Origin of the sequence: Modestobacter sp. Leaf380 (assembly GCF_001424485.1) — a bacterium.
Classification (GTDB): Bacteria; Actinomycetota; Actinomycetes; order Mycobacteriales; family Geodermatophilaceae; genus Klenkia.
Genome location: NZ_LMQC01000006.1, coordinates 64778 through 91217, shown reverse-complemented (window position 1 = coordinate 91217; position 26440 = coordinate 64778). Strand labels below are relative to the sequence as shown.

Genomic DNA, 26440 nt, shown 5'->3' with positions numbered 1-26440 from the left:
GGCAGAGGGCAGGATGGGGGGCATGACCGCACCCACACCGAACGGGGCCCCGGGCCAGCAGCAGGTCGTCGTCGTCGGACCCGACGGGCAGCCCGTCGGCGCGATGCCGATGCCCGCCGACGGCGAGGGCGGTGTCGCCGACCTGGTCGAGCAGCCCGCGAAGGTGATGCGGATCGGCACCATGATCAAGCAGCTGCTCGAGGAGGTCCGGGCGGCCCCCCTGGACGAGGCGAGCCGCAACCGGCTGCGCGACATCCACGCCTCCTCGATCCGCGAGCTGGAGAAGGGCCTGGCCCCCGAGCTGCGCGAGGAGCTGGAGCGGATCACCCTGCCGTTCACCGACGGCGTGACCCCCTCCGACGCCGAGCTGCGCATCGCCCAGGCCCAGCTGGTCGGCTGGCTGGAGGGCGTCTTCCACGGCATCCAGACCGCGCTGTTCGCCCAGCAGATGGCCGCCCGTGCCCAGCTGGAGGAGATGCGCCGCAAGGCCCTGCCCGGTGGGCAGCAGCCCGGGATGCCGCAGCAGCCCGGTGGGGGCCAGTACCTCTAGTCACCGGTCGAGCAGCGGGGCGGGGCGGGGCGGCGCTCGCGCGTCGGCCGTCCCGCCGCCGCCGGCCCGCGGCTCACCCCGACGTCGGGCGACCGCGTGGGCGGTCGCGAGGAGCAGCCCCCCGCCGAGTGCCCCGGTGGTGCCCGCTCCCCCGGCGACGGCCTGGATGTCCGGGTCGTCGAGGACGGTGACCCGACTGAGCGGCCACACGACGACCGAGGCCTTGCCGATCACGTCGGCCACCCCGATCGGCCCGTGGACGCGGGAGTCCGAGGACTGGGAGCGGTGGTCACCCATCACCCACAACTGATCCTCGAGCAGGGTGACGGGCCCGAACGCCCGTCCGCCCGGGCCATCGGTGAGCGGGCTGTCCTGGAAGACGTAAGGCTCCTCGAGGGGCGCCCCGTCCACGGTGACCCGACCCGCCTCGTCGCAGCACTGCACCGTCTGCCCGCCGACCGCGATCACCCGTTTGACGAAGTCGTCCTCGGCGGGCGGCCCCACCCCGACGGCCCGCCCCAGGAACGTGAGGACAGCGCTCACCACGCCCTCCGACTCAGCTGCCTGCGTCTGCGACGTCCACGTGTTCGGGCCCTCGAAGACCACGATGTCGCCCGGCTCCGGGTCGGCGAACCAGTAGGGCGGCTTGAGCACCAGCACCCGGTCCCCCGTGCAGCCGGCGCAGCCGTGCAGCGTGGTCTCCATCGACCCCGAGGGGATGAAGAAGGCCTGCACCAGGAACGTCTTCACCAGCACCGCCAGCGCGAGGGCGACCACCAGCAGGACCGGGAGCTCGCGCAGCAGCGAGCGCCGCCTGCTGCTGTCCGCCCCCTCGCGCCCACGCCACCGGGACCATCGACCGCCAGGGGCTCCCGCGTCTCTCACCAGGGGAGACTCCCACGAGCAGCCGTCCAGGACGCCGGTTCGGCGGTGGACGTCCTGCTTCCTCGCCCGTGGTCTTCCCAGAGACGGAGGACGACCGGTCTTCGACTCGCCGTCGCGTCCGGCAGTCAGCCCCGTCCACCATGATCAGCCCCATGACGACGCCAGCGAAGACCCGCCGCCGCCTGGAACAGCGCGTCTACTTCTTGTCCGCCCTGGCCCAGGCCGGCGACCACCGTGCCGCCGTGCTGGGCATCGTCGAACGGTCAGCCGATCGCGCCGCCGCCGTCACCGGCCTCCGGGCGCAGTTCGGCTGGGAGGACCTCCAGGCCCGCGCGGTGCTGAGCCAGCAGCTGGAGGCCTGGGCCCAGGACCGGCGAGCAGACGTCGCCACGGACCTCGCTGACGCGCGGGCGGCACTCGCCGACCTGGGCTGACGGGGCCGCGGCCGCCAGACGACGCTGGCGACCCACCGAGGGTCGTCCTCTCCAGGGAACCGACGCCCGACCTCGGAGCGGCCGGCTGTGACCGCGTGATCGCACCCGGACCGGTCCACGGGCAGGACCCCACCTCCGCCCAGTACCTCGCTGACCTCCTCGCCGGGCCGTGGGGCCCAGGGCCCGCCGAACGACTGCCCCTCGCAGGCCTCGGTCACCTGCTCGGCAGACGGACCCCCGGAAGCAGGTGCGGGCAACGGCTGGCAGGTGGCCGCGCGAGGGTCATCGGCACGGGGATCGGCGTCGGCTCCACCGTCGTCGCCAGCAGCCACCGACTCGTCGACGACCTGCTCACCCATCCCGCCCTCGGGTGCTGGCCGGCCCTTCCGACTGCCCACTCGCTGCCGGCGCAGACACCGTGACCGACCCGCCCCGGACGCATCTCGACACGAGTCATGATGTGCACGTGTGGGTGGTGGCAGCGGTGGTGGGATGGGTCTTCCTGGCAGGCTCCCTGTGGGCCGTGGCAGCTCCACCGACGCTGGCGTTGCGGAGCCGCAGTTTCCCCACGCGGCGCGCCGTCCGCTGGCTCGTGGCCTGCACGCTGGCGTTGCTGGCCTGTCGGGCCGGACTCGTCGGTGCCACCTCGACCCCCTTCCTCCAGGCGAGCGCCAACCTGGTGGCTGGCTGGCCCTGGTCGTTGGGAGCCCTGGCCGCCGCGGTGGCCGCACTGCCCCCCACCCCAGCGCGACGAAGGCTCCGCACCGCACCCACGGCGAAGGGCTCGGGCTCACCGACAGGCCTGCGGTGACCCCACCCCGTCGCTGTGTCCCGGTTGGACCGTCCACGACGTCGTGTCCCACCTGGTCGACGACGCTTCCACGACCTGGACCGACTTCGCCGCCGGACTGCTGCGGGCGCGTTTCGACGTCGACGTCCTCGACCAGACCATCATCGCACTGCGGTACCAGCTCACGACCTCCGTCGGCGTGGCCGGTGGTCGTGACCGGGCCCACGGGCTGGCCATCAGGGCGACCGACTCCGACCTCGCGCGTGAGCAGGGCGGAACGCTGGCCCGACGGCAAGGACCCACCGGGGCCGGCGACGCCACCCGACATGCCCCCGTAGCCCGTCTGGACCACCTAGATGTCGGGACCGGAGACGTTGTTGACAGTCGGCGTGGCGGCTTGCTCGCGAGTGAGACCTCCGGGAGGAGTGGCGCTGCTTGACGTCGCCGTTCCCAACCGGAGGTCTCTGTGGCCCACGCTGATGCCCGCACCACCGTCTACGCCCGCAAGCTGATCGTCTCCCGAGTCGCCGCTGGTCACCGGCCCTGCCGGGTAGCCAGGCAGCTGGGAGTCAGCCGCGAGACGGTCTACAAGTGGGTGCGCCGCTGGCGCGCCGAGGGCGATGCCGGACTGGCCGACCACTCCTCCCGACCGCACTGCATGCCACGCCAGACCCCGCCGGCAAGACCGTCGAGATCATCGCCGCCCGCCACGCCCACCACGCCGGGCCACGGCGGCTGGCGCCGATCATGGGAGTCGCTGCCTCCACGATCGGGGCGGTGATCGACCGCGCCGGCCTACCTCGACTGGCTGAGGTCGACCGGCTCACCGGTGAACTGCTGCGCGGCCGGCGGCACAGCGAGGTCCGCTACGAACCCGATGCCCCCGACGATCTCCTGCAGGTCGACGTGAAGAAGCTGGGCCGCATCCCCGACGGTGGCGGCAGGCGGGCGCACGGCCGATCCGAGGAAGTCCGAGGCCGGGGGCTGGGCTGGGACTACGTGCACGTGGCCATCAACGACCACACCCGCCTGGCCTACGCCGAGGTCCTCGACGATGAGCGCACCACCACCTGCGCAGGCTTCCTCACCCGCGCCGCGGCCTGGTTCGCCGACCGCGGGGTCACCGTCACCCGGGCGCTCACCGACAACGCCATGAGCTACCGCCGCGTCGCCGCGTGGATCACCGCCTGCACCACCCTGACCATCGCCCGCCGATGCATCAAGCCCGGCTGCCCCTGGACCAACGGCAAGGCCGAGCGGTTCAACCGCACAATGCAGAACGAGTGGGCCTAAGCCGGCGCGGCGCAGAGGACCCGACCGACGGTGCCAGCAGCCGAGCATCTGCCGCCTTGGTCGAACGGCCGCCGGCCCGCCCTTCAGGCGATGCGTCACCAAGTGTTCTCTTTCAGAGACTCACCGCTCTTGATTACCCGCTTGCTGTCTGCCACTGTGCCCGTGCATTCGTTCGTCCCCCTCCCCCACCTAGGAGTCCATGTGAAGTCCTCCCTGCAGCGCGGCGCCGTCATCGGCATGGCGGCGCTCTTCGCCACCCTGGCCGTAGCTGGACCTGCATCGGCTTCGGAGTCCAAGAGCGGAAACATCAGCTGCAGCAACCAGATCAACGTTTCGAGCAAGACCACCGCATTCAACGGAAACTTCTACGTCCGTCACAAGGTGAACACCACCCCTGTGACTTGGTACTCCGGTGGAGCTCACTCGGCGAACTTCGCGATCAAGAGCGGGACCTGGGAGGTCTACACGTCCAATGGGACGCTCAACAACACTGGCTCGGCGCGCTGCGTCTGACGTGCGAACGCCGAACGGATCCGCGGCCGGGACGAAGTTGACCACTTCGCCCCGGCCGCTGGCCGTACCGATGCTGACCCTATTGCTGCTTCTCACCTCGGCGTGTTCGAGCGACAGTTTGCCCGATTCTCCTGCCCAGCACGACAGTGCTGACGACGACTCGGTCTCCATCGAGCAGCAGCAGCAGGAGTTGGCGGCGGGCTTCGGAATCTCTGACCCGCCTCCAGTAGAGGTGATCAGGCTGGTCACCCCAGAGGATCGACAACAGCTCGTTGCCGACTGTCTCCTCGAGCAGGGGTTTGACACGGCCGAGATTATCGATTCGGGCTTGCCCTCAGACCAGGTTGCAGCTTATAACCTAGCCGAGTATGTCTGCGCGGCGAGTTATCCGATCAACCCCGATTTCATGGGCGCGTACACGGATCGGCAGATCAGCATCCAGTACGACTGGACTGTTGATTCTGTCATTCCATGTCTGCGCGCCGAGGGATACACGATAAGTGACCCCCCAAGCCGCGAAGTCTTCATCGAGACTTACACGACCGACCCCTTTTATCCATTTGCCGAGTTGTTCGACCTGCAATTGAGCAATGCGGAGTGGAACGCGCTCGAGGTGAGGTGCCCGCAGATTGCGCCAACCAACTTACTGTTTCCGGACGCGAATTGACGCACCAGCCGGCGTGAACCAGCCAACGTACCGGTTAACGTTCTGCATGCCTGCAATGAGGGCGAATGATGAGATTTAGACGAGAGGCGTCCGCAGCCCCCCGCTCCGTTTCCACCCGGAACCGCATCGGTGGCACACTGCTGCTGATGCTGCTTCTGGGCGGTTCCGCTGGCGCAGGGTGGTGGGCTGCCCAAGCTGCGCTAGCTCCCGAGTCATCGCCCTCTCAATCCAGTGCGAGGCCCATCTATGCGACGGTCACCGAAGCGGCCGTCGGCCGGACACTGCAAGTTGGCGTCACCGTCTCGCAGCCTCTGAGACTAATCGCGACGAATCAACTGGTCGGTGTGATCACAGGCGTGAACAACAGTGACTCTTTCGGAGCTGGCGATACAGTATACGAGGTTTCGGGCCTGCCTGTGCGTGCCATCCAAGGCGAAGTGCCGTTCTATCGGACACTGGAGCTCGGCACCGTCGGGGTCGACGTAACCCAGCTGGAAGCCGGCTTGAAGGGTCTTGGTTTCTTCCGCCCCTCTCCTGATGAGAAGTTTGACTCCGCGACGGCGACCGCAGTGCGCACCTGGCAGCGGATGCTCAACATCCCGCAGTCAGGCGCAGTCACGCTGGGCGAGATCATAGCTGTACCTACACTGCCAGTTGCCCTTTCATTGTCTGACGACATCCAACCCGCCCGCACTCTCGTGGGTGGCGAAGATGCTGTTTTTGGACCGAGCGGGGAACAAGCATTCACGCTGGTCCTGAGTGATGAGCAGGCCAGTCAGATCCCCGAAGGCACAATTGTGGACATGGCGTACGAGGATCTCACCTGGCAAGCCACGACCGGTGGGTCTACCGCAGACCAGGACGGTAATACCGTCCTGGTCTTGTCGAACGGCACGGCGACACCCATCTGCGGAGCAGATTGCACGCGGCTTCCCGCCGGCGGAACCGTAAGCCTCCGAGGTGCTGCTCAGATCGTCCCCGAGGTCGCAGGTCCGGCGGTTCCTGTTTCCGCCGTCCGGACGGCCGTCGACGGCTCCGCTTACGTGGTGATCAAGGAAACCATGGAGGAGCGAGCCGTCTCGGTCTTGGGCACGGGACAAGGACTAGCCGTTGTCCGAGGAGTGTCAACGGGCGAGGTCGTGGTCGTGACGAACCAGGCGGCAACGGTTGACTAGAGAACCCCTCGCAGCGCTGTCGGTCAGCGACTTGACCTTTCGCTACAGCCGCAACGGGGAGGACTTATTCGCTGGTCTAACTCATCGATTCGTGCCAGGGTCTGTAACTGCCCTCACGGGTGAATCAGGTCGAGGAAAATCGACCCTCCTATACATTCTTGGTCTATTGCTGACACCTAGCAGCGGAGTCGTCCGTGTCCTCGAGACACCATCTTCGGACCTTTCGGACGCGCAGCGGTCTCGCATCCGCGCCCGCAGCATCGGCTTCGTTTTTCAAGATGCCGTACTTGAACCGAGTCGGTCCATCCTCAGCTCGGTCTGTGAGCCGGCCCTGTACAGCGGAACCAGGTCACCAGAGACACGAGACCGAGCAATGGAGCTCCTCACGATGATGGGCGTAGATCATCGTGCAACGCATCGACCTGGCGAGATATCTGGTGGACAGGCGCAGCGAGTTGCAATCTGTCGAGCCTTGATCAATGACCCTAAGGTTGTGTTAGCCGATGAACCGACGGGCAACCTCGACCGCGCGAACACTTTCGAGGTCCTGCGATCGCTCAGGGCAGCTGCCAGTACCGGTCGTACGATAGTGATCGCCACCCACGATCCCTTTGTGGTCAACCAGTCCGATCAGACACTGACACTTTAGACTGACCAGTGCACCCCACGATGCTCCTTCGCGAGATAGTCATTTCGGCACTCAGTCAAAAGGTGTCACTTTTCCTCATATTACTTCTCACGGCATCAATGACCGGTACTTCACTTATAACGGTAGGCCAAACAGCCGCAGCCGAGCAGCTCGTCGCTGAGCGGCTACAGGCGGCCGGGAGCCGCTTTTTAACGGTTACCGACACGCGCGCGCAAGGCCTTCTGTCACCCGGCACCCTAAGGGTGACGGAGTCATTGAGCACAGTTGAGTCAGCCATCGGATTGTCATTACCGCGAGACGTGACCGCTGGGACACTCAAAGGTGGCGGTGGGAGCCCTGTAGCGCTGTGGACGCTCTTCGGTGATCCATCCAAGGCCGCCACGCTCACGGCTGGCCGCTGGCCGCTGGCTTCCGAGGTCGCCGTGTCTGCGCCAGCAGCTGCAACGCTTGGACTGGATGGCCCCTTTGGCTTCGTTGTTTCCGCGACCGGCGCAGAGTACGCCGTTGTAGGCATATACGAGTCTGCATCCCCTTTTGACCAGATAGGTGCAGGAACAGTCACAGCGCCTGATCCGATATTCCCCCAGGACGTCTCCACCATTCTGGCGGTCATCAGCAGTGCAGCGCAAGTAGCGCCCACCGAGAATCAGATCTTACGGCTGGTCTCCCCGCCGAATCCTGCTGACATAACCGTACAGAGTCCCTCTCAGCTCGCTGGCCTTGAGGATGGAGTGAGTTCCGACGTTGGTTCGTATGGCCGCTCTGTACTTCTACTCGTACTAGTGGCGGGCGCGATGTTGACGGGGGTTGTCGTGCTTGCCGACACTATCGTCCGGCGAGTTGATCTCGGGCGGCGCCGAGCATTGGGCGCAACGCGTACCGCAATCATGAGCCTTGTCGTTCTTAGAACGGTATTCGGTGGAGTGCTGGGCGGCTTGATGGGTACAACGGTTGGCGTGCTTTATGGACTGCGCACGGATCAAGCACCCCCGGTGGAGTTCATTCTGGGTGTCTACATCTTGACAGTTCTCACAAGTGTCCTGGCTGCGACCGGGCCAGCGACTCTTGCGGCATACCGTGATCCTGTGCGTGTTATCCGAACCCCCTAGGTGTACCCGGCCATCAGGTTGGTGTCAGTCGGCTGATCGGGGACTTGCCGCCGAGTGCTGAGTGACGGCGGTGATTGTTGTAGTGCTCGATCCAGGGGGCAAGGGCTGCGGTGCGCTGGTCGTTGCTGGTGAAGGGCTGCTGGTAGGCCCACTCGGTGGCCAGGGTGCGGTTGAGGCGTTCGACCTTGCCGTTCTGCCAGGGGCAGTGCGGTCGGATGAACTTTTGTGCGATGCCCAGCTGGGCGCAGACGGCCTTGAGTGAGTGCTGGTAGGCCCAGGCGTTGTCGGTCATCAGCCGCTCGATGGTGGGGATGCCGTGGTCGGCGAAGTAGGCCGCTGCGCGGGTGAGGAACCCAGCACACGTGGTGCCTTTCTCGTCGGGCAGGACTTCGGAGTAGGCCAGCCGGGAGTGGTGATCGACCATCGAGTGCACGTAGTCGTAGCCGATCTTGACTGCGCGGTCTCGGTGGCCGGCGGCTCGGCCGTGGGCGCGCCAGCCACCGCCGGCGGGGATGCGCCCGAGTTTCTTGACGTCCATGTGCACCAGCTCGCCTGGCCGCTCCCGTTCGTAGCGGATGGCGGTCTGCTTGGACGACCGGATCACCTCCCCGCTGATCCGGTCCAGCAGGGCCAGCCTGGGCATGCCCGCCCGGGCCAGCACCGCGACACGGTGCGAGCAGGGACCCCGGTGGCGGCGGCGAGCCCGTCGGGCCCGCACCGCAGCTGCTTCCTGGCCTCCAGCACCCGCTCGGCGTCCTCCGGGGAGGTCGTGGTGGGCATGGTGTGCGGGCGGGAGGACCGGTCGACCAGACCGGCGGCGCCCTCGGCTGCAAACCGCGCGATCCACGTGCGCACGCACTTGCGCGACACGCCCATCGCCGCCGCGATGTGAGCCTGGGGCATGCCTGCGGCAACGCGCTGGACGATCAGCAGGCGGCCATGAACGGTGGTGCGGGCATGAGCGTGGGCCATGAGGACCTCCGGGGTGTGCGGGCCTTCGACAAGCCACACCTCACCCGGAGGTCCTCCCAAGATCAACCCGCCCGTACGTCACCAACGTCCTGGCCGGGTACACCTAGGGACTGCCCAGGGTTCGGATGACCACTCACCTGTGAGCTCTTGGGCTCACTGGAAGGATCGTCATCGTGCCCAAGCCGTTCCCGTTGGAGTTCCGGCCTGACGTGATCGCTGTTGCCCGTCATGGTGAACAGTCCATCGCCCAGGTCGCCAAGAGCTTCGGGGTGTCGGAGTCCTGTCTTTCCGTCGCGGTGACCTGCCGGGTGCTCGGATTCTCGAAGCAAGCCTCCTACACGCGGCTGGCCAACCCGGTGAGCCAGCGGGACTGGGACGACGCGCACCTGATCAACGCAGCCCTCGACATCCACCACGACGACCCCGAACTCGGCTACCGGTTTCTCACCGACGAGCTTGCCGCCGCCGGTGTGAAGGCTTCCCCCAACAGGGTCAACCGGCGGTGCACCCAGCAACGGATCTGGTCGGTGCGCTCGGTCGAGCCCGGCACCGGGCGCCGGCACGGGCCCCCGGTGCACGAGGACCTGGTGCGCCGGGAGTCCACCGCCGATGCCCCAACAAGCTGTGGCTCACCGACATCACCGAGCACCCCACCGCCGAGGGCAAGCTCTACCTCTGCGCGATCGAGGACGCCTGCACCAAGCGGATCGTCGGCTACTCCATCGACGCCCGCATGGCCTCCCAACTGGCGGTGGACGCCCTGACCAACGCCCTGGCGCTCCGCGGTGAGGCCGGGGCGATCGTGCACTCGGATAGGGGGTCGCAAGTCCGTTCCCACGCCTACGTCGCAGCCCTTCGAGACGCCCAGCTGCAGGGCTCGATGGGTCGGGTCGGCACCAGCGCAGACAACGCCGCCATGGAGTCCTTCTTCGCCCTGCAAAAGAACGTCCTCAACCGCCGACGCTGGACCACTCGCGATCAACTACGCCTGGCCATCGTCACCTGGATCGAGACCACCTACCACCGGCGCCGACGCCAAGACACCCTCGGTCGACTGACCCCCATCGAGTTCGACACACTCACCCACGCCGCCCACGCGGCCTGACCCACCTACCGAACCAGGGTCAACTGAAGTCTGGGCAGTCCCCACGATGCGTGGTCGCCGTTCCCACGAAGGCAAGTGGCGACCTGCTCGCTCGACAGCCCGACCTGAGAATGGGCCACGCAGAAGCTCGTCAAGATGTCCTGGCTTCTAGCCGGGACACCATGGCGCATCCACGACCTTTCTGGCTATACGGGCATGCCTGTTGTGAATGCCGCAAGGTCGTCGCCGACGGGCTCCACCCCGTAGTCCCGCCGGTCCGGCAAGGGGTGTGGAGTCAGGGCCAGGTGCAGATGTCGGATGGCTCGTAGTCGAGGGGGCATCCCCACCGTGAAGGCTCCCGCCTCGCCGGTGGCCACGTCGACGAGCGAGACCCGGATGCGCTCGAGGGGTCCCGGGGAGTTCGGGCCGATCTTCTGGTCCAGCGTCAGCTCTTCGAGGGCCTGGAGTCCGCAGCCAGCCCGCAGTGGGTGCTGATGACGCTGTCGTCGTGGACGCGCCGCAGTTGGTGAGTGGCCCAGATCCCGACCGAGACTTCGCCTGCGGGCGGCCCGACACCGGGCGTCGCTGCCGGGACCAGTCCCGTCGTGGAGGCGGGCGGGGGCGAGGAGTGGTCCATGCGCCTCACCCTGGGGGGTGAGGCGGGGCTGGGGAGGCGGTCGGTGCGGGTCGGTGGGCAGCGCCGAGCGGTGTGCGTACCGGCCACGGAGCAGCAGGCGTTCGGCGCCCGTCCCGAGCGACAGCGCGTCGCCTGCCCGTCGCACGTCCTCGGCGACCTGCACCAGCGCGCTCAGCGCACGCCGGTCCCGCAGCATCGGTTGCAGCCCGCCCACGCGCGGCTACCCGTACGGGGCGCCGTCCTGGCTGGTCAGCCCGTCAGGCCTGCCGATGTCCTGGCTCCACCCGGCCGTGCACCAGGCTCGCGTCCTGGCCGGGGACCACCAGCGCCGCGGCAGTCGGTGGGCGTCGTCGCCGAACAACGACCCGGCAGCTCATCGGGTGGCTCCTCCCGTCATCCCTTCGCTGGGTGCGGCGCATCGAGAACCTGGGAGAGAAGGCGTGCGGGTGGCATGCGCAGGATCGGGAGCAACCCGACCGGCACCCGCCGACGCCGCATCCGCCTCGCCTGCCCACGCACACCTCCTGCGCACCCAGACGAACAGCCGTACCCCTGCACCCGGCTCGCCACCCACAGGCGCGGTCTCAGGGCGTCACCGCCGACCGCCCGGATGGCCGCGCTGCGGCGGGCTCGGCCGCAGACCACGGCTGCGCCCGCCCAAGCACCGAGATCCAGTCGAGCGCCGGGGCCCGTCGTGAACGTCACGGCCAAAAGGAGCGCACGTCATGGCCGCAAGGCGCGCTCCCCGGACGTCCCGAGTAGACACCAGTGGCTGCTCTCCCGACGATCTTGGAGCTCCCGCTGTGGTCCACACCCCGCCCGTCCTCAACGACCCGCTGCGCAACCGGGGCACCGCGTTCACCCTCGAGGAACGGGCCGCGTTGGGTCTGACCGGCCGGCTCCCGGCTGCGGTGGAGACCCTGGAGCAGCAGGCAGCCCGCGCCCACGCCCAGCTCGAGCGGCTGGACACCGCGCTGGACGAGTACGTGTTCCTCGACCAGCTGCACGACCGGAACGAGACCCTCTACTTCAAGGTCCTGACCGACCACATCGAGCAATTGCTGCCCGTCGTCTACGACCCCACCGTGGGGGACGCCATCAAGCAGTGGAGCCACGACTACCGCCGCTCCCGGGCCGTCTACCTCTCCATCGACCGCCCGCAGGACATCGAGGCGTCCTTCGACACCCTGGGCCTGGGACCGGACGACGTCGACCTCGTCGTGGTCTCCGACGCCCAGGAGATCCTCGGCATCGGCGACTGGGGGGTCAACGGCACCGACATCTCGATCGGCAAGTTGGCCGTCTACATCGCCGCGGCCGGCATCGACCCCCGGCGGGTGATCGCGGTCAACCTCGACTGCGGCACCGACAACCAGGTGCTGCTCAACGACCCCGGCTACCTGGGCAACCGACACGCCAGGATCACCGGCAAGCGCTACGACGACCTCATCGCCTCCTACCTCGAGGTCACCAGCCGGCTGTTCCCCAAGGCGCTGCTGCACTTCGAGGACTTCGGCCCGGCCAACGCCCGCCGGATCCTCGAGGACAACGCCGCGGACCACCGGATCTTCAACGACGACATGCAGGGCACCGGCGCCATCGTCATGGCCGCCGTCTTCTCCGCCCTGGAGGTCACCGGGCAGACGTGGTCCGACCAGCGGCTGGTGGTCTACGGCGCCGGCACTGCGGGGACCGGCATGGCCGACCAGATCTCCGCCGCCATGGTGCGCGACGGCCTGAGCCAGGACGAGGCCCGCGCCCGCGTCTGGCTGATCGACGTGCACGGCCTGGTCACCGACGACATGGACGACCTGCCCGCCTACCAGCAGGCCTACGCCCGCCCCGCCGACGAGGCCGCCGACTGGGACCGCGAGGACGGCGCCGTCACGCTGCTGACCGTCGTCGAGCAGACCAGCCCCACGATCCTCATCGGCACCTCCACCGATCACGGCGCCTTCACCCAGCCGATCGTGGAGGCCCTGTGCCGCGGCGTGGACCGACCGGTGGTCCTGCCGCTCTCCAACCCCACCGAACGCATCGAGGTCATGCCCGAGCAGGTCATCGCCTGGTCTGACGGCAAGGCACTCGTCACCACCGGCATCCCCACCGCACCGGTCACGCACCAGGGCGTCGACTACGTGATCGGCCAGGCCAACAACGCCCTGCTCTACCCCGGCCTGGGGCTCGGGACGATCGTCAGCGGCGCCACCCACGTCACCGACGGCATGCTGCTGGCCGCCGCCCGGGCGGTGGCCGGCCAGGTCGACCCCACGCCCCGGGGCGCCTCCCTGCTCCCGCCGGTGCGGGACCTGCGGGCCTCCTCGGCCACCGTCGCCGTCGCCGTGGCCCGGGCCGCAGCCGAGGACGGTGTGGCCACCAACGAGCACCCCGACCTGATCCAGGCCGTGCAGGACGCCATGTGGCAGCCGAGCTACACCGGCGACCCCACCGCCTGACCCCAGGCGCTCGGTCGGGTCCGCCGGTGGTCCTGGGGGCTGAGGCCGCGCACCCGGGTGAAGGCGGCGGACAACGCGAACGGGGTGCCGTAGCCGACCCGGCGGGCCACGGCTGTGAGGGTGGCGCCCGGCTCGAGGAGCAGGTCCGCCGCGACCTCGAGCCGGCGTCCGGTCAGGTAGGCCATCGGCGGCTCCCCGACGGTCTCGGTGAACCTGCGGGCCAGCGCAGCCCGGGACACCCCGGCGACGGCGGCCAGCGAGGCCACCGTCCAGGGGTCGCCGGGTCGGTCGTCGATCACGGCCAGCACCGGGCGCAGCACCGGGTCGGCGTGCGCGGCGTACCAGCGGGGGGTCGGGGTGTCGGGACGGTCCAGCCAGCTGCGGACCGCCGAGACCAGCACGAGGTCCAGCAGCCGGTCCAGCACCGCCACCTGCCCGGGTCCGTCACGGCCGACCTCACGCTCCAGCCACCGCAGCAACGCCAGGTCGTCACCGGCCAAGGGCTGGCTGAGCAGCGGCGGGAGCGCGTCGAGCAGCCGCCGGCTGGTCTCCGCCGGCAGCTGGTACGTCCCGGTCAGCAGGACGTGCGGGCCCTCCAGGTCGTGACCCCAGGTGCGCACACCCAGCTCGCTGAACCCGGTCAGCGGTCCGCCGTCGGGGTGCGCGCACACCTGGTCGGGCCCGATCACCGCGGACGGCGCCCGCCCGGGGCTGTCGGACACCACGTACGGGGCGGGACTGCTGACCACCACGACCGTGCCCGGCGTGGCCGCGTGCACCGACCCGCCGGCGTCGGTCTGCACGTGGGCCTCGCCGGAGACGACGACGATCACCGACAACGGGGCGCCGTCGGCGATCCGCAGCGACCACGGGGGCCGCAGCACCGAGCGCAGCACGAAGGCGCCCCGCGCCCGCGGGCCGTCCAGCAGTCCGGACACGGCATCCACGCGCACAACCTAGACGCAGGGACATGGGAACGCGCTGATCGACCATGGAGACCCGCACGCGCCTGCGGTTGCGTGGACGACATGACGCACCCACCCCGGAACCCCCTGGTCCTGCTCACCGGTGGCACCGGCACCACCGGCCGTCGCGTCGACGCCCGGCTGCGCGCCCGCGGTGCCACGACGCGGGTCGCCTCCCGGGCCGGCGACCCGGCCTTCTCGTGGCAGGACCGGTCCACCTGGTCGCACCTCGTCGAGGGAGCGACCGCCGCATACCTCTGCTTCTCCCCCGATCTCGCGGTGCCCGGCGCCGCGGACACCGTCGCGGAGTTCGCCCGGTGCGCCACCGCGCACGGCGTCCCCCGCCTGGTCCTGCTCTCGGGCCGCGGCGAGCCCGGCGCCCAGCGCGGGGAGCAGCTCGTGCGGGCCGCCGCCGAGGACGGCGGGGCCTCCTGGACGGTGGTGCGGGCGGCCTGGTTCGCCCAGGACTTCGCCGAGTCGTTCCTGGTGGACCAGGTCCGCAGCGGCGTCGTCCGCCTGCCGGTGGACGACGTCCGGGAGCCGTTCGTCGACGTGGACGACGTCGCCGACGTGGTCGCCGCCGCACTGCTGGACCCCGGCCACGACCGCGAGGTGTACGAGGTCACCGGCCCGCGGGCGCTGACCTTCGGCGAGGCGCTGGCGCACGTCGCCGCCGCTGCCGGCCGGCCGCTGCGGCTGGAGACACTGACCCGCGCGGAGCACCTGCGCGGACTGCAGGAGGCCGGCGTCGGGGACGACGTCAGCTGGCTGATGGACCACCTGTTCACCGAGGTCCTGGACGGACGCAACACCCACCTGGCCGACGGCGTGGTCCGAGCGCTCGGTCGCCCGCCGCGGGACTTCACCGCCCACCTGCCCGCGGCCGCGGCCACCGGGTGCTGGGCCGCGCCGGCATGAACGCCGCCACGGCGCTGACCGTCGCGGCCACCGTGGGCACCGGACTGGTGGGCGGGGTGTTCGCCTCCTTCTCGGGCCTGGTGATGCCGGCGCTGGACCGGCTGGCCCCGCAGCAGGCCGCTGCGGCCATGCAGGCGGTCAACGAGGCGGCACTGCGCCCCCCGCTACTGGGGGCCCTGTTCGGCACCGCCGCGGTGTGCCTCGCCACCGCCGTCGTCGCCGCCCGCGCAGGTGGACCCGCTGCACCCCTGGTCCTCCTGGGTGCCGGCGTCTACCTGGTCGGCACCGTCGGCGTCACGATCGCGGCCAACGTGCCCCTCAACGACGCTCTCGCCGCGACCGCGTCCGACAGCACGACGGCGGAGGGCTGGGCGGCGTGGTCGGACAGCTGGACGACCCGCAACACCGTCCGGACCGTGGCAGCCTTGGCCGCCACCGGCCTGTACGCCGCGTCCCTGCGAGCGTGAGGACCGGGCGCCCGAGGGCCGGGCCGTGGGGCGCGCCTGGTGAGGTGACCGTCACCCGGCGACGGGGGCACCGCCGTCCAGCGCCCGACCCAGCAGGGCGACCAGCCCGTCGCGGGTGACCGCGCGGGGGTTGGCGTAGGGCGTGGCCAGCACCTGGTCGGCGATGCGGTCGACGTCGTCCCCGGTCATGCCCAGCTCGACCAGCGAGCGGGGCGCGCCCAGGTCACCGGCCAGGTCCCACAGGGCCCGGGCGGGGTCGGTCACTCCGACCATCGCCGCGGACAGCGCGGCGATCGTGTCGGGGACGGCGGGGGCGTTGTGGGCCAGCGCGTGCGGCAGGACCACGGTGTGGGTGGACGCGTGCGGCAGGTCAAGCGTGCCACCCAGGGCGTGGCAGAGCCTGTGGTGCAGCGACATCGTGGTCGCCCCGAGCACCGCGCCGCACAACCAGGCGCCGTACTGGGCGTCCCCCCGGGCCTCGAGGTCGTCGGGCACCGCCGCGATCCGCGGCAGGGCCGACACCAGGGCGCGCACGCCCTCGGCGGCCGTCAACGACACGATCGGGGTGGCGTCGGGGGCGTAGAGGCCCTCGACGGCGTGCGCGATCGCGTTGAAGCCCGACGTCACCGACATCGCCACCGGCAGGGTGAGGGTCAGCTCGGGGTCGTAGACGACCGACACCGGCAGCACCCGCGGGTCGCGGCCGGTCTTCTTGACCCCCTCGGCGGTCAGGCCCCACACCGGGGTCATCTCCGACCCGGCGTAGGTGGTCGGGACGGCGAGCACCGGCAGGCCGTGCTCCAGCGCGATCGCCTTGCCCAGCCCGACCGCCGACCCGCCGCCGACCGCCACGCAGCCATCGGCGCCCAGCTCGGCGGCCAGACCCCGGGCCCGGTGCGCGACCTCGACGGGCACGTGCATCCGCGCCTCGGCCAGCACCCCGGCGGCCCGATCCCCCAGCGCATCGGCGACCAGCTGCCCGGTGGCGGCCTGCTCCGGGGAGCACAGCACCAGCACCCGGGTCAGCCCGAGCGCGGCGACCTCCTCGGGCAGCCGGGTCAGCGACCCGGGCCCGAAGACCACCCGCATCGGCAGCGCGGTGTGGGTGAAGGACCTCACTGGTCGGACACCGCCGGCAGCAGCGAGAGGTCGAAGGTCAGCGTGCGGAACGGGTTGGCCAGCCCGACCTGCGCGGCCCGGGCCGGGTCGTCGACCTCGAGGACCTCGCGGACCAGGGACTCCTTCACCCCGAAGACGGCGTCGGAGTCCAGGTAGGGGCTGTCGGCGACGAACACGTGCGTGGTCACCGGCCGGTACCCCGCCGCGGAGGCGATGAAGTGCAGGTGCGCGGGCCGGTTGGGGTGCCGGCCGGTGGCGGCCAGCAGCCGACCGACCGGGCCGTCGTCGGGGATCGGGTACCAGCGCGGGACGACCGAGCGGAACCAGAACCGGCCCTCGCCGTCGGTGGTGAAGACCCCCCGCAGGTTCCCGGCGGGCTGCACGTCGGGCTGCTGGACGTCGTAGAAGCCGTCCTCGTTGGTCTGCCAGACGTCGACCGTCGCCCCGGCCAGCGGTGCCCCGTCGGGCCCGGTGACCTGCCCGGAGACCAGGCACGGGGTGCCCTTGCCGTCCAGGGCGATGTCCTCACCCAGCTCCCGGACCGGGGAGGCGACCATGTGGAACGGGCCCAGCACGGTGGACTCGGTCGCCGTCCCGCCGGTGCGGTGGTTGACCGTCTCCACGAGCATCGACACCCCCAGCACGTCCGAGAGCAGGATGAACTCCTGCCGCGTCGGCGTGCACGTCTGGCCGGTCTCGGTGAGGAACCCGATCGCGGCCTCCCACTCGGCCTCGGTCAGCTCGACGTCCTTGACGAAGTCGTGCAGGTGGCGGACCAGCGAGGTGAGCACCTCCCGCAGCCGCGGGTCCGGGGTGCCGGCGAAGGACGCCGCGACCACCTCGGCCGACCGCTCCTCGCTGAACAGCTCGTCGCTGGAGGTGGGTGGGTGTTGCGTCATGACGACGTTCCTCTCTGGCCGGGGGGAGCGGGGTGCTGGTCGTGCACGCGGGGACGAGGAGCACAGCCTGGCGGCGGGCGGTCGTCCTCCGCTCGTCGAGGGGCGCGACGCGGCCGGGTCCGGTCAGTCCCGGGTGACGTCCAGCGGTACGTCGTGGTGCCGGGTGACCACCGCGGTGACCGCTGCGACGAGCAGGGAGAGGACGGCCAGCACCCAGAACGCCTGGCGGAGACCACCGACGCCGGCCGCCACGGCGGAGATCAGGACGGGGGCGGCGAACTGACCCAGGTACAGCGCTCCCGTCCACGCCCCGGTGCCCCGTCCACGGTGGTGGAAGGCGAGCTGGTTCACCGACCAGGTCAGCAGGGTGGGCAGCAGCATCCCGGTGCCGAGGCCGGAGAGGACGGCGCCGACGACGATCACCGGCACGGTCGTGGTGCTCGCCACGAGCGCGAAACCGAGCCCGGTGAGGCCGAACTCCAGTGGGAGCAGCGTCCGCGGGGTGCGGTGGGCGTTGGTGGCGAAGGTGAGGCAGCCGGCCGCGGTGGCCAGCGCCATGACGGCGCTCACCGCACCGATGCTCGCCGGGGAGGGCATGCCCGCACCGGTCAGCAGGAACGACAGCTCCACGATCAGGGCGAAGAACACCGTGCCGCCGGCCAGGGTGACCAGGCACGGCACCAGCAGCCGTCGCCACGGCATCGGCGCGGCAGCCACGGCGTCCCCGGTGCCCCGCGTGTCCCCTGCCTCCCGCGTCGCGGTGGGCTGCCAGATGAGTGCCACGACCAGGACGGCCAGGAGCAGGGCGACGGCGTAGAGCCAGAAGGGCGTCCGCCAACCCACGCTGCCCAGGGCCCCGCCCACGAGCAGGAAGACGGTGGCCGCCAGCGCGGTCACGAGGACCTGCAGGCTCAGGTACCGGCTGCGCTGCCGACCCGACCAGTAGTCGCCCAGCAGCGTGGTCGCGCAGGTCATGATCGCGGCCTCGAAGACCCCGACGACCACGCGACTGGCGATGATCGAGGACAGGGTCGTCAGGTACAGCGGTGCGGTCCCGGCGACGGCGTAGCCGACGAGGGCGACCACGAGCAGGCGTCGGCGGTCCAGCCGGTCGACGACGAACCCGGCGAAGGGCGCACCCAGCCCGATTAGCAGCGCCGGGATCGCGAGCATCACGGGGACCAGCGTCCCCACGCCGGGTGTCGCGGCGAACTCGGCGGCGATCTGCGGGAGGACCGGTGCGATGAGGACGGCCCCCAGGGGGGACATGCAGGAGACCGCGAGCAGGAGGAGCAGCTGGCGGCGACCGGCCGTGCGTGGGACGCCGGCCGTCGTCGGGGCGGGTGCGGTGGTGCTGTGGGACATGTCGGGACCTCGTCGTCCGGTGGGCAGGGCGGGATCGCCGGCCCGGGTCCGGGTCGGCGTGGTGGTGGGGTGGTGCGGGAGGGCGGGTCAGCGGAGGAGCTGGTCGGCCGTCCAGTCCGCGGTGAGGGCGTTGCGGCCGGCGGAGTGGCCGTAGAGGGTGTGCTCGCCGTCGGGCCACACCCGGACCATCGTGGTGCGCGGGTCGGCCCCGACGGTGAACAGCTCCTGCTGCTCCTGGGTCACCAGCGGGTCGCGGCCGCCGTGCAGCACCAGCAGCGGGCAGCGGACCGGGGCCGTCGAGCCGTCGAAGGCCAGCGCGGCCAGGACCTGCGCCAACCGGTCCAGGTCGTCGGTGCCGGTGGCGGCCAGGAGCTGCTCGCGGGCAGCGCGGAACTCCGGGACGCCCGGGGCGGGCGGCCCGCCGTTGACCACGCAGGCCCCGACCCGGTCGTCGGAGGCGGCCAGCAGTGCGGCGAACAGGCCACCGAAGCTGTTGCCGTGGACGCCGACGCGGTCCCCCAGCGCCGGGTGGCGTTCGACGACGTCCAGGAAGGCCCCGAACCCCGCCGCCACGTGTTCGTCGACGTGCAGGCCGTGCTCCAGGCGGGGCACGCCCTGCCCCGGGCCCTCGGCGAGCAGGCAGGCCAGCCCGCGGCGGGTGTAGGCGTCGGCGACCCCGAGGAAGCTCGCGCCCCAGCCGGACATGCCGCCCCACACCACGACCGTGGCGTCCGCCGTCCCGGACGGCGGCAGGCACAACCAGCCCGACAGCTCACCACCCCGGTACGGCACGACCACCCGCTCCATCGCCGGTCCACGCAGCGTGGCCACCCGGGCGACAGCCTCGACGTGGGCGCGGTAGAGGTCACGCTTGCGGTCGTCGTCGGCGTTGAGGGCCAGCTGGGCGACGGTGAAGGCCGCCGCGGCGAAGCCGGCGGCCTCGGTCGCGGTGACCGGATGGCCCATGTCCGCGGCCCGTCCCGAGCGCACCCGCTGCGCCGTCCCGAAGGACTCGGCCACGGTGGTCCAGTCCTCCCCGCCGGCCGTGCGGGCCAGCAGGGCGCGGGCCTCGGCCGGGTCCATGCCGTAGTCGACGAGGCGGGTGGCGGGCGCCGCCCGGTGCATGGCCGCGGTCGCCGGGTCCAGCTCCGTCGGGGGCACCGTGCCGGTGGACGGCGCGGTCACGACAGGACCGCCGCAGCCGACGGCGCGGACACCGCGGCCCGCAGGTCCAGCACCAGCGCCTCGACGTCCGCCGGGGACGACGCGGTGCCGAACAGCACGAAGTCCGGCCGGGCCAGGTAGGCGCACGCCCCCAGCTCGTCGAGGTAGCGGGTGTGCACGCCGTCCAGGTCCACGACGTCGGCCCCCAGGTGCACCACCCGGCAGCCCAGTCGCCGCAGCACCGCGGCGGCCTCCTCCCCCAGCACCACCGCGGGATCGGCGGTGGTGACCAGGACGAAGCCGGGCCCGACGACGTCGTCGAGCAGGCCCGTAACCGCACCCGTGGAGACCCTGCCCTGCGGCACGAGTCCGCCGACGCCCTGCTCCGGCCCCTGCCCGGGCCGGAGGACCCCGCTCAGGAGTGGTGGCATCGCCGGGGGCGGGGGCGCCGAACCGGTCCGGAACGCCTCGTCGCGGTGCGCGGCGGCAGCGGGGTCGTGCGTGTTCGCCACCCCGCCCAGGCCCACGGACATGTGCACCAGGGCGGTGGCGTGCGGACGGCGCTCCTGCTCGTAGGTGTCCAGCAGGTCGTCGGGCGCCTCGCCGCGCAGGACGAGGTCGAGCTTCCAGGCCAGGTTCGTGGCGTCGCGGATGCCCGAGCACGCCCCCTGGCCGAGGTAGGGGGGCATGGTGTGCGCGGCGTCGCCGGCGAGCAGGACCCGGCGGTCCCGCCACTGCTGGGCGACCCGGGACTCGAAGGTGTAGACGATCTGCCGGATGACCCGGACGTCGTCGGGCCCCAGGCCGTGGGCGTCGCGCAGCAGTTCCCAGACCTTGTCCGGGTGCTCGAAGTCGCTGGTGGCCTCGCCGGGGAGCAGCGCGAACTCGAAGCGCTGCCGGCTCCGCCCGATGCCCATGTACATGTGCCCGCGGGCGGGGTCGCAGTACTGCTTGCTGACGCCGTACTCGGCCGGCGGGGCGGTCAGCCACTCGGTGTCGAAGTTGAGCCAGCGCTCGTTGAAGCCGTGGTCCTCCCGCCCGATGCCCAGCAGCTCGCGGACGGCGCTCTTGCTGCCGTCGGAGGCGATCACGTACCGGGCCCGGACGGACTGCTGCGAGCCGGGGCCGGCCGCCTTCCAGCGCTCGAGGTCCAGCTCGACGTGCTCGGCGGTCTGGGTCAGCGCGGTCACCGACCACCCCTGCCGGACGTCGACGGCGGGGAGGGACCGGACGCGGGCGTCGACGGCGTCCTCGACGTCGGGCTGGTACATCGAGATGTGGGTGGGGTAGCCCATCGTGCCCACGGTCGCCGGCAGGTGCAGCAGCTCCTCGTCGGCCCCGTTCACCCAGCGGTACTCGACGGGGGTGGAGTCGGCCAGCGCTGCCGCCACGTCACCACAGGCCTGTACCGCGCGCGCCGTCTCGTCGTCGATGTGGGTGAACCGGGGCAACCCGTACAGCGAGGGCCACCGCTCGCACACCAGCACCCGGTGTCCGAGCCGGCCGAGCAGCGACGCGGCCGCCATCCCGGTGGGCCCGTATCCGATGACCGCCACGTCGTAGACGTCGTCCACGCCAGCCTCCACTCCTCGAGTACCGCCTCCGTTGGCGGCGCTGCCGTGGCGTGCACCACAGCAAATGTGAGGAGAGGTTCACAGAACGGCGACGGAGAGTCAAGGGCTCCCCCGCCGCCCCGGGTCAGGAGGGTGGTGGCCCCAGCAGGTAGCCGGCCACGGCGGTCTGCAGCTCGCGGACGAGCGCGTCGTAGGGCAGCGGCCGCGCCGACTCCAGGAACTCCCCCTGCACCACACGGTGGGCGCACGTGGCGTACGTCAGGCGGTGGGCGAAGTCGATGGCCGCCTCGACGTCGCCGTGGTGGCGCAGGGCGGGCGCAGCCAGCATGACGGTGTCCCGGAAGACCCGGCCGCCGGCGACGCTGGCCTGGGAGCCGGTCGCGAACACCGCCTCGTCCTGGGTCCCCAGGAGCATGAACACCCGCAGCAGGGGGGCGTGGGCCTCGAAGGTCCAGGCCACGCCGGAGACCGCCGTGTCGATCACCTCCCGCGCAGTGGTGGTCGCGTCCAGGCCGGTGTCGGCGACCCGCTGGGCGTACTCGGCGCGGAACGCAGCGGTGAAGTGGGACTGCAGCACGGCGAACAGCCGCTCCTTGTCACCGAAGCGGCGGTACACGCTGCCCACCGCGACGCCGGCCGCCTGGGCGACGGCGGCGATCGTCAGGGCGCCAGCACCGCCCTCCTGGAGGAGGCGCAGCCCGGCAGCGACGATCTTGTCGACGGTCTCGCGACTCCGCGCCTGGACGGCGGGCGGAACGAGGGGAGCGCTCGGGTCGGACACCGGGCGAGCCTACGTTCGCCTGTCACACCGTCCCGATCGATGTGAGCTGATGTTCACATCGAACGGCCGTTCCCGAAGGGACGAGCCGCGTGACGGGGGGTGTCCGGGTCGGCCACCCCAGGGGCGAGCCGGACCGCGGGGTGGCCGACCGGACGACTGTCGCGGACGCAGCACCTCCCGGGTGCCACCCCGGTGGCCCACCAGGACCACGCACCGGGTCAGGGGGCGTCGGTGGCGCGGGAGTCGGTGAGGGAGAGCGCGCCGTACGTGGCGAGGACACCGACGACGCCGACCAGGACCAGGTAGGTGGTCCGCTCCCCACTGGAGGAGGAGTGCACGAGCTCGGAGGTCCAGACGCCGGCGGGCAGCGTCGAGGTGACCAGCGCGGCGATCATGGTGCCGACGATCGCCGTCCCCAGGCTCGAGCCGACCTCCTGGGCGGTGTCGTTGAGCGCGGCGCCGATGGAGGTGCGGTTCGCCGGCATCGCCTCGACCAGGGCGACGGCGCAGATCGTCATGATGATGCGCAGGCCCGTGGTCAGCACGACCATGGCGACGGCGATCGCGGGGTAGCCGTGCTCGACGGCCCAGGCCATGCCCAGCAGGGACACCGCGAGCAGCACGGCGCCGGTCAGGCAGGCGGTGCGGTGCGGTGCCCGGAGCGTGCGGCCAGCCACTCCGAGAGCGGGGTGGCGGCGAGCATGGTGATGATCAGCGGCAGGTCGGCCAGGCCGGCTCGCACCGGGCTCCAGCCGTAGGCGTACTGGAAGTGCCGGATCAGCCCGAACAGGACGCTGGCCATGGTGATGGCCGCGGCCATCTGGGTGATGGCCGCGCCTCGCGCAGGTCCCGAGGCGAACAGGCGCAGGTCGAGCATCGGGAACTCGGTCGAGGGTCAGTGCAGGGAGGCCAGGAACCTGGCCACACCGTCCTCGTCGTTGGTGTCGGTGACGTCGGTGGCGGCGGCGAGCACGTCGGGGTGCGCGTTGCCCATGGCGACGGCGCGACCGCCGCCGTCGCGGACCCACTCGAAGGCGGCGACGTCGTTGGGCATGTCCCCGAAGAAGACGACGTCGGCGGCGGTGAGCCCCCGCTGGGCGCAGACGTCGGCCAGGCCGGTGGCCTTGGTGACGCCCTTCGCGGAGATTTCCACCAGCGCGTCGGAGGAGGAGTTGGTGACCGTCGCCAGGTCACCGACGACGTCGTCCACCAGCGCGATGAACTCCTCGCGGGAGAGCTGCTCGTGCCGGGCCAGCAGCTTGGCGACCGGCTCGGCGACCATCTCCTCCAGGGTCGCCTCGGCGACGCCGGCGGCGTTGACGTCCCAGCGCGGCTGGTACACCGGCTCGTGCCGGAACTCCAGGCCGTACTCGACGGCGAACCAGGTGCCCGGCTGGGCCGCGCGCAGGCCCGCGGTCACCCGCTGCAGCACCTCGACGGACACGGTGCGCTCGTGGGTGACCTCGAAGGCCCCCAGGTCCAGCATCACCGCCCCGTTGCAGCACACCGCCGTCCCGGTGGGGACCACCTCGCGGATGGCCACCATCCAGCGCGGCGGGCGGCCGGTGGCCAGCACGAACGGCACCCCGGCCTCACCCCAGCGGGCGATCTCGGCCAGCGTGGCCGGTGCCACGGTCTCGTCGCTGCGCAGCAGCGTGCCGTCCATGTCGCTGGCGATCAGCCCGGGCTTCCAGTCACTCACAGCGCCAGCGCCTCGAGGTAGCGGGCCACGCCGTCGACGTCGTGGCCGCTGGTCCGCGCGGTGGCGGCGGCCGCGACGGCGGGGTGCGCGTTGGCGACGGCGACCGACCGGCCCCCGGCCTCGTTCACCGCGGTGATCATCGGCAGGTCGTTGGGCATGTCGCCGAACACGACCACGTCGGACATCGCGACGCCGAAGCGCTCCAGGGCGATCGCCAGGCCGCTGGCCTTGGTGATCCCCGGCGGCAGCACCTCGATGAAGCCCAGCCCGGCGTGGGTGACCTCGGCGGACGACGGGTCGGTGACCGAGCGGGCCAGCGACAGCAGCTCGTCCTGTCCCAGCGTCAGCGAGCGCAGGAAGACCTTGAGCACCGGTCCGTCGGGCAGCACCTGGTCCCGCGGCAGCAGGTCGGCGGGCTCCGGGTAGGGCCAGTCGAAGCCGTGCTGCACCCGCAGCGGGGACAGCGCACCGCTCTGGGTGGCGGCGTCCTCGACGGCGACGACGAGCTCGCCGGTGACCGCCTCGATGGCGGCGATGGCGGCGTGCGCCTCGTCCCGGGGCAGCCCGACGGTGCGGAGCACCTCGTCGTCGGCGGGGGTGTCGCCGAACGCGACGACGAACCCGCCCTGGGCCAGGACGCCGATGCCGCGCCCGCCGAGTGCGGTCCGCACGCTGTCCAGCAGCCGGGGCCCACGGCCGGTGACGCCGACGACGGGCACGCCCGCGGCCCAGCTGGCGTCGATGGCGGCCCGGGTGCGGTCGCTGACGACGCCCTCGCTGGTCAGCAGGGTGCCGTCGAGGTCGGTGGCGACCAGCCTGGGCCGCCACGGCCCCACGTCGCCGAGGTCGACGACGAGGTCGCTGCCCTCGCCGCCGCTGTGCTTCGGGAGGGTGTTGGCGGCGCGGGCCGGGACGTGTGCGGTCACGCGGTCGGTGCTGCGGTGGGCACCAGCGACATGCCCGGCGTGAGGACGGCGTGCCCGCCCAGCCAGGGGCGCAGGGCGGCCGGCACGTGCACCGAGCCGTCGGCGCGCTGGTGCACCTCGAGCAGGCAGGCGATGGTGCGGGCGATCGCGCACAGCGTGCCGTTGAGGGTGGCGACGGTCTGCGGCTTGCCGTCGGCGTCGCGGGAGCGGATCGAGAGGCGGCGGGCCTGGAACGTGGTGCAGTCCGAGGTCGACGTCAGCTCGCGGTAGGTGCCCTGGGTGGGGAACCAGGCCTCGATGTCGAACTTGCGGGCGGCACTGGTGCCGAGGTCCCCGGCGGCGATGTCGACGACCCGGTAGGGCAGCTCGAGGGCCTGGAGGAACTCCTCCTCCCACTGCAGCAGGCGCAGGTGCTCGGCCTCGGCGTCCTCGGGGGCGCAGAAGCTGAACATCTCGACCTTGTCGAACCAGTGCACCCGGATGATGCCCTTGGTGTCCTTGCCGTAGGACCCGGCCTCGCGCCGGAAGCAGGAGCTCCAGCCGGCGTACCGCTTGGGCCCGGCCGACAGGTCGAGGACCTCGTCGGCGTGCATGCCCGCCAGCGCGACCTCCGACGTCCCCACGAGGTACAGGTCGTCGCGCTCGATGCGGTAGACCTCCTCGTCGTGCTCGCCGAGGAAGCCGGTGCCCTCCATCGCCTTGGGCCCGACCAGGGCCGGGGCCACGACCGGGGTGAAGCCGGCCGCGACGGCGCGGGTGATGGCCAGCTGGGCCAGCGCGAACTCCAGCAGCGCGCCCGGGCCGGTGAGGAAGTAGAACCGGGAGCCCGACACCTTGGCGCCGCGCTCCATGTCGATGGCGCCCAGCGCGGTGCCGATGTCCAGGTGGTCGCGGACCTCGAAGTCGTAGGTCGGCACCTCGCCCACGGTGCGCAGGGTGACCGCGTCGTCCTCACCGCCGGGCGGGACCTCGGGGGCCACGACGTTGGCGATCGCCAGGTGCGCGGTGCGCAGCGCCTCGTCGGCGGTGCGGGTGGCCTCCTCGGCGGCCTTGACCTCGGCGGCCAACGCCTTGGCCCGCTCCAGGACGGCGGGACGCTCCTCCGCGGTGGCCTTCTTGACCGCCTGGGAGGCGGCCTTCTGCTCGGCGCGCAGGTCGTCGGCGCGGTGCACGGCGGCCCGACGGTCGGTGTCGGCCGCGAGCAGGGCGTCGACCCGGGACTCGTCGTCCCCCCGGGCACGCTGGCTGGCGCGGACGAGGTCGGGGTTCTCGCGGACGAGGCGCAGGTCGATCACAGGGTCGATCGTAGGAGGCGGCGTCCCGGCGGCACCGAGTGCGCAGCCATG

The 26440-nt window shown here is 71.3% G+C and carries 27 protein-coding genes and 2 pseudogenes; 15 read left to right on the top strand and 14 right to left on the bottom strand.

Features of this window, described 5'->3' with window-relative positions; genetic code table 11:
- Positions 1 to 22: 22 nt before the first annotated feature.
- Positions 23 to 550, top strand: a complete 528-nt coding sequence (locus ASG41_RS06265; RefSeq protein WP_056291391.1) for a bacterial proteasome activator family protein — start codon at positions 23 to 25, stop codon at positions 548 to 550.
- On the opposite strand, the gene lepB is transcribed toward ASG41_RS06265, so the two are convergent.
- On the bottom strand, positions 551 to 1435 hold the full coding sequence (gene lepB / locus ASG41_RS06260) for a signal peptidase I (RefSeq protein WP_255352965.1): 885 nt from the start codon (positions 1433 to 1435) through the stop codon (positions 551 to 553).
- A gap of 152 nt (positions 1436 to 1587) precedes the next feature.
- Between lepB and ASG41_RS06255 the strand changes: the two genes are divergently transcribed.
- The 9 genes from ASG41_RS06255 (at position 1588) to ASG41_RS25390 (ending at position 8065) form a co-directional block, all read left to right on the top strand.
- Complete coding sequence (locus ASG41_RS06255) at positions 1588 to 1869, top strand: hypothetical protein (RefSeq protein WP_157519095.1); 282 nt, start codon at positions 1588 to 1590, stop codon at positions 1867 to 1869.
- Between the two features lie 455 nt (positions 1870 to 2324).
- The gene (locus ASG41_RS25040; protein ID WP_157519093.1) at positions 2325 to 3098 is read left to right on the top strand and encodes a maleylpyruvate isomerase N-terminal domain-containing protein; all 774 of its coding nucleotides are present in this window, start codon (positions 2325 to 2327) and stop codon (positions 3096 to 3098) included.
- A gap of 27 nt (positions 3099 to 3125) precedes the next feature.
- Positions 3126 to 3440, top strand: coding sequence for a leucine zipper domain-containing protein (locus ASG41_RS25400; protein WP_082556639.1), 315 nt, complete (start codon positions 3126 to 3128; stop codon positions 3438 to 3440).
- Entirely contained in the window at positions 3437 to 3952 is a 516-nt protein-coding gene (locus ASG41_RS22830) for a DDE-type integrase/transposase/recombinase (protein WP_162245536.1), read from the top strand. Before ASG41_RS25400 ends, ASG41_RS22830 begins: the two co-directional genes overlap by 4 nt.
- A 201-nt stretch (positions 3953 to 4153) precedes the next feature.
- Positions 4154 to 4465: a hypothetical protein gene (locus tag ASG41_RS23450; RefSeq protein WP_157519091.1), complete on the top strand. Its 312-nt coding sequence runs from the start codon at positions 4154 to 4156 to the stop codon at positions 4463 to 4465.
- Positions 4466 to 4502: 37 nt separating this feature from the next.
- Positions 4503 to 5132, top strand: coding sequence for a hypothetical protein (locus ASG41_RS06230; protein ID WP_157519089.1), 630 nt, complete (start codon positions 4503 to 4505; stop codon positions 5130 to 5132).
- Between the two features lie 146 nt (positions 5133 to 5278).
- Complete coding sequence (locus tag ASG41_RS06225) at positions 5279 to 6307, top strand: peptidoglycan-binding protein (RefSeq protein ID WP_162245535.1); 1029 nt, start codon at positions 5279 to 5281, stop codon at positions 6305 to 6307.
- The gene (locus tag ASG41_RS25395) at positions 6300 to 6956 is read left to right on the top strand and encodes an ATP-binding cassette domain-containing protein (RefSeq protein WP_082556636.1); all 657 of its coding nucleotides are present in this window, start codon (positions 6300 to 6302) and stop codon (positions 6954 to 6956) included. Before ASG41_RS06225 ends, ASG41_RS25395 begins: the two co-directional genes overlap by 8 nt.
- Positions 6957 to 6976: 20 nt before the next feature.
- Positions 6977 to 8065: an FtsX-like permease family protein gene (locus ASG41_RS25390; protein WP_369799995.1), complete on the top strand. Its 1089-nt coding sequence runs from the start codon at positions 6977 to 6979 to the stop codon at positions 8063 to 8065.
- A 13-nt stretch (positions 8066 to 8078) separates the two neighbouring features.
- On the opposite strand, the pseudogene ASG41_RS06220 reads toward ASG41_RS25390, so the two are convergent.
- Positions 8079 to 9037 (bottom strand): annotated as a pseudogene (locus ASG41_RS06220) (IS481 family transposase).
- Between the two features lie 173 nt (positions 9038 to 9210).
- Between ASG41_RS06220 and ASG41_RS25385 the strand changes: the two are divergent.
- The 3 genes and pseudogenes from ASG41_RS25385 to ASG41_RS06210 all read left to right on the top strand — a co-directional run.
- Positions 9211 to 9510 (top strand): annotated as a pseudogene (locus ASG41_RS25385) (hypothetical protein); the annotation flags it as partial.
- A gap of 29 nt (positions 9511 to 9539) precedes the next feature.
- The gene (locus ASG41_RS24580) at positions 9540 to 10142 is read left to right on the top strand and encodes an IS3 family transposase (protein ID WP_235564562.1); all 603 of its coding nucleotides are present in this window, start codon (positions 9540 to 9542) and stop codon (positions 10140 to 10142) included.
- 1419 nt (positions 10143 to 11561) lie between these two features.
- A complete protein-coding gene (locus ASG41_RS06210) occupies positions 11562 to 13214 on the top strand; it encodes an NAD-dependent malic enzyme (protein WP_056291375.1) in 1653 nt (550 codons plus the stop codon).
- Here ASG41_RS06210 and ASG41_RS06205 read toward each other — a convergent pair.
- Positions 13190 to 14161, bottom strand: coding sequence for an AraC family transcriptional regulator (locus ASG41_RS06205; RefSeq protein WP_056291474.1), 972 nt, complete (start codon positions 14159 to 14161; stop codon positions 13190 to 13192). The two genes, ASG41_RS06210 and ASG41_RS06205, sit on opposite strands and share 25 nt — an antisense overlap.
- A gap of 81 nt (positions 14162 to 14242) precedes the next feature.
- Here ASG41_RS06205 and ASG41_RS06200 point away from each other — a divergent pair, with 81 nt between their 5' ends.
- Together ASG41_RS06200 and ASG41_RS06195 are read left to right on the top strand one after the other, a co-directional pair.
- Positions 14243 to 15097: an SDR family oxidoreductase gene (locus tag ASG41_RS06200; RefSeq protein ID WP_056291373.1), complete on the top strand. Its 855-nt coding sequence runs from the start codon at positions 14243 to 14245 to the stop codon at positions 15095 to 15097.
- The gene (locus tag ASG41_RS06195; RefSeq protein WP_056291472.1) at positions 15094 to 15564 is read left to right on the top strand and encodes an anthrone oxygenase family protein; all 471 of its coding nucleotides are present in this window, start codon (positions 15094 to 15096) and stop codon (positions 15562 to 15564) included. The genes ASG41_RS06200 and ASG41_RS06195 overlap by 4 nt, the downstream gene beginning before the upstream one ends.
- A 51-nt stretch (positions 15565 to 15615) precedes the next feature.
- Here ASG41_RS06195 and ASG41_RS06190 read toward each other — a convergent pair whose 3' ends face one another.
- The 11 genes from ASG41_RS06190 to serS all read right to left on the bottom strand — a co-directional run bounded on the left by ASG41_RS06190 (position 15616) and on the right by serS (position 26389).
- Complete coding sequence (locus ASG41_RS06190; RefSeq protein WP_235564561.1) at positions 15616 to 16683, bottom strand: maleylacetate reductase; 1068 nt, start codon at positions 16681 to 16683, stop codon at positions 15616 to 15618.
- Entirely contained in the window at positions 16680 to 17582 is a 903-nt protein-coding gene (locus ASG41_RS06185; protein WP_056291371.1) for an intradiol ring-cleavage dioxygenase, read from the bottom strand. The genes ASG41_RS06190 and ASG41_RS06185 overlap by 4 nt, the downstream gene beginning before the upstream one ends.
- A 123-nt stretch (positions 17583 to 17705) precedes the next feature.
- A complete protein-coding gene (locus ASG41_RS06180) occupies positions 17706 to 18947 on the bottom strand; it encodes an MFS transporter (protein ID WP_056291369.1) in 1242 nt (413 codons plus the stop codon).
- A gap of 87 nt (positions 18948 to 19034) precedes the next feature.
- Complete coding sequence (locus ASG41_RS06175) at positions 19035 to 20132, bottom strand: S9 family peptidase (protein ID WP_200938757.1); 1098 nt, start codon at positions 20130 to 20132, stop codon at positions 19035 to 19037.
- Positions 20129 to 21685, bottom strand: coding sequence for a bifunctional 3-(3-hydroxy-phenyl)propionate/3-hydroxycinnamic acid hydroxylase (locus ASG41_RS06170; RefSeq protein ID WP_157519087.1), 1557 nt, complete (start codon positions 21683 to 21685; stop codon positions 20129 to 20131). The genes ASG41_RS06175 and ASG41_RS06170 overlap by 4 nt, the downstream gene beginning before the upstream one ends.
- Positions 21686 to 21809: 124 nt before the next feature.
- Positions 21810 to 22466, bottom strand: coding sequence for a TetR/AcrR family transcriptional regulator (locus tag ASG41_RS06165; protein WP_056291367.1), 657 nt, complete (start codon positions 22464 to 22466; stop codon positions 21810 to 21812).
- A gap of 218 nt (positions 22467 to 22684) precedes the next feature.
- Entirely contained in the window at positions 22685 to 23143 is a 459-nt protein-coding gene (locus ASG41_RS23445) for a hypothetical protein (protein WP_200938756.1), read from the bottom strand.
- Positions 23098 to 23343: a hypothetical protein gene (locus tag ASG41_RS24180; RefSeq protein WP_200938755.1), complete on the bottom strand. Its 246-nt coding sequence runs from the start codon at positions 23341 to 23343 to the stop codon at positions 23098 to 23100. The genes ASG41_RS23445 and ASG41_RS24180 overlap by 46 nt, the downstream gene beginning before the upstream one ends.
- A gap of 18 nt (positions 23344 to 23361) precedes the next feature.
- A complete protein-coding gene (locus tag ASG41_RS23440; protein ID WP_056291365.1) occupies positions 23362 to 24168 on the bottom strand; it encodes an HAD-IIB family hydrolase in 807 nt (268 codons plus the stop codon).
- Positions 24165 to 25094, bottom strand: a complete 930-nt coding sequence (locus tag ASG41_RS06150; protein WP_056291362.1) for an HAD family hydrolase — start codon at positions 25092 to 25094, stop codon at positions 24165 to 24167. The genes ASG41_RS23440 and ASG41_RS06150 overlap by 4 nt, the downstream gene beginning before the upstream one ends.
- Positions 25091 to 26389: a serine--tRNA ligase gene (gene serS / locus ASG41_RS06145; protein WP_056291360.1), complete on the bottom strand. Its 1299-nt coding sequence runs from the start codon at positions 26387 to 26389 to the stop codon at positions 25091 to 25093. Before serS ends, ASG41_RS06150 begins: the two co-directional genes overlap by 4 nt.
- Positions 26390 to 26440: the final 51 nt, after the last annotated feature.